This is a genomic window from Pseudomonas sp. PS01303, from assembly GCF_029959385.1.
Classification (GTDB): domain Bacteria; phylum Pseudomonadota; class Gammaproteobacteria; order Pseudomonadales; family Pseudomonadaceae; genus Aquipseudomonas; species Aquipseudomonas rustica.
Genome location: NZ_JASCPK010000301.1, coordinates 1 through 1,670, shown reverse-complemented (window position 1 = coordinate 1,670; position 1,670 = coordinate 1). Strand labels below are relative to the sequence as shown.

General features: G+C 58.9%; 3 protein-coding genes. 1 reads left to right on the top strand and 2 read right to left on the bottom strand.

All coding sequences use genetic code 11. The features are described 5' to 3' along the window. A partial coding sequence (locus QMX93_RS30660; RefSeq protein ID WP_282359330.1) for a hypothetical protein occupies positions 1–237 on the bottom strand: 237 nt, incomplete at its 3' end. Positions 238–297: 60 nt separating this feature from the next. Then, the gene (locus QMX93_RS30655; protein ID WP_053121818.1) at positions 298–807 is read right to left on the bottom strand and encodes a DUF1993 domain-containing protein; all 510 of its coding nucleotides are present in this window, start codon (positions 805–807) and stop codon (positions 298–300) included. A 126-nt stretch (positions 808–933) separates the two neighbouring features. Here QMX93_RS30655 and QMX93_RS30650 point away from each other — a divergent pair, with 126 nt between their 5' ends. After that, positions 934–1,581, top strand: coding sequence for a DUF480 domain-containing protein (locus QMX93_RS30650; RefSeq protein ID WP_282359329.1), 648 nt, complete (start codon positions 934–936; stop codon positions 1,579–1,581). The last annotated feature ends 89 nt before the right edge of the window (positions 1,582–1,670 follow it).

Below are 1,670 nucleotides of genomic sequence, written 5' to 3'. Positions count from 1 at the left end.
GCGTTGTGTCAGTAACATCATCGTTAAATGACACACTGCTATCGCGAGCAGGCTCACTCCTACAAAAAACAAAAAGCCCGCCATGGTGTGAACCTCGGCGGGCTTTTTTGTGGCGGAGATCTTTTCCCCCTCACCCCAACCCTCTCCCCCAAGGGGGCGAGGGGAAAGGGAGCTGATCTGTGTGCTGTTCAAAACGAGTGTTCGACTTGATATTTCAGGTCGGTGCAGCTCGAACAAACAACTCCGTCAGTCCCCTCTCCCTCCGGGAGAGGGTTAGGGTGAGGGGCTTCTGGCCGCTTAGAACGCGCCCATGTAATCGCGCTTGCCCACTTCCACACCGTTATGACGCAGCAGCGCATACGTGGTGGTGACGTGGAAGAAGAACTGCGGCAGGCCGTAAGTCAGCAAGTACGACTGACCGCTGAAGCGCTTCTCTTTCGGCGTGCCCGGACGGGTCACAATTTCAATGCCTTCCTTGCCATCGATCTGCTCTGGCTTGATCTCGCCGATGAAGGCCAAGACCTTGGCGATCAGCGCTTGCAGCTCGGCGAAGGAGGTTTCAGTGTCGTCGTACTTCGGCAGTTCGACTTCAGCCAGACGCGCGGAAACGCCTTTGGCGAAATCGACGGCGATCTGTACCTGACGGGTCAGCGGGAACATGTCCGGGAACAGACGCGCTTGCAGGAACGCGTTCGGGTCGATGTTTTTCTCGGTGGCGTGGGCTTCAGCCTTTTTCAGCACATCGCTCAGGGCGTTGAGCATTTGTTGAAAAACCGGGACGGATGCGGCGTACAGGGAAATGGTCATGGCAGTCTCGTGTGGTGGCTGGGTGGAACAAGGAGGCGATTATAGCCATGCTTTGATGACCACACGGCTTGCCTTTTGTTTGGCAAGGATTAGGCTAGGCGGCTTCGACTGCAGAGGGAACGCGCGATGACCACAGAACCAGAATCCACCTTCGACGAGCCACGGCTCAACGCCACGGAAATCCGCATCCTCGGCTCGTTGATCGAGAAACAGGCGACCAGCCCGGAAACCTATCCGCTGACCCTCAACGCGCTGGTCACGGCGTGTAACCAGAAAACCAGCCGCGAACCGGTGATGAACCTGACCCAGGGCCAGGTCGGACAGAGCCTGCGCGCCCTCGAAGGTCGCGGTTTTGCCAAACTGGTCATGGGCAGCCGCGCCGACCGCTGGGAGCACAAGGTCGACAAGGCGCTGGAACTGGTGCCGGCGCAGGTGATTCTCAGTGGTTTGATGTTTCTGCGCGGCCCGCAAACCGTCAACGAACTGCTGACCCGCAGCGGCCGCATGCACGATTTCGAAGATGCCGAGCAGGTGGTGCATCAACTTGAGCGCCTGATCGCGCGCGGGTTGGCGGTGTTGATTCCACGTCAGGCCGGGCAGCGCGAGGATCGCTTTACCCATGCGCTGGGCGATCCGGCGGATATCGAGGCGATTCTGGCGGCGCGCAGTAATCCGCAGGAGCGCGGTGCGAGTGGCGGTGTTTCGCTTGAGCGTATCGAAGAGCTGGAAGCACGCATTGCCGCGCTGGAAGAGCGCCTGGCCCGCCTCGAATAACCAACATAAACCCCTTGTAGGAGTGAGCCTGCTCGCGATAGCGGTGTGTCAGTCACATTATCTTTGAATGACACACCGCTATCGTGAGC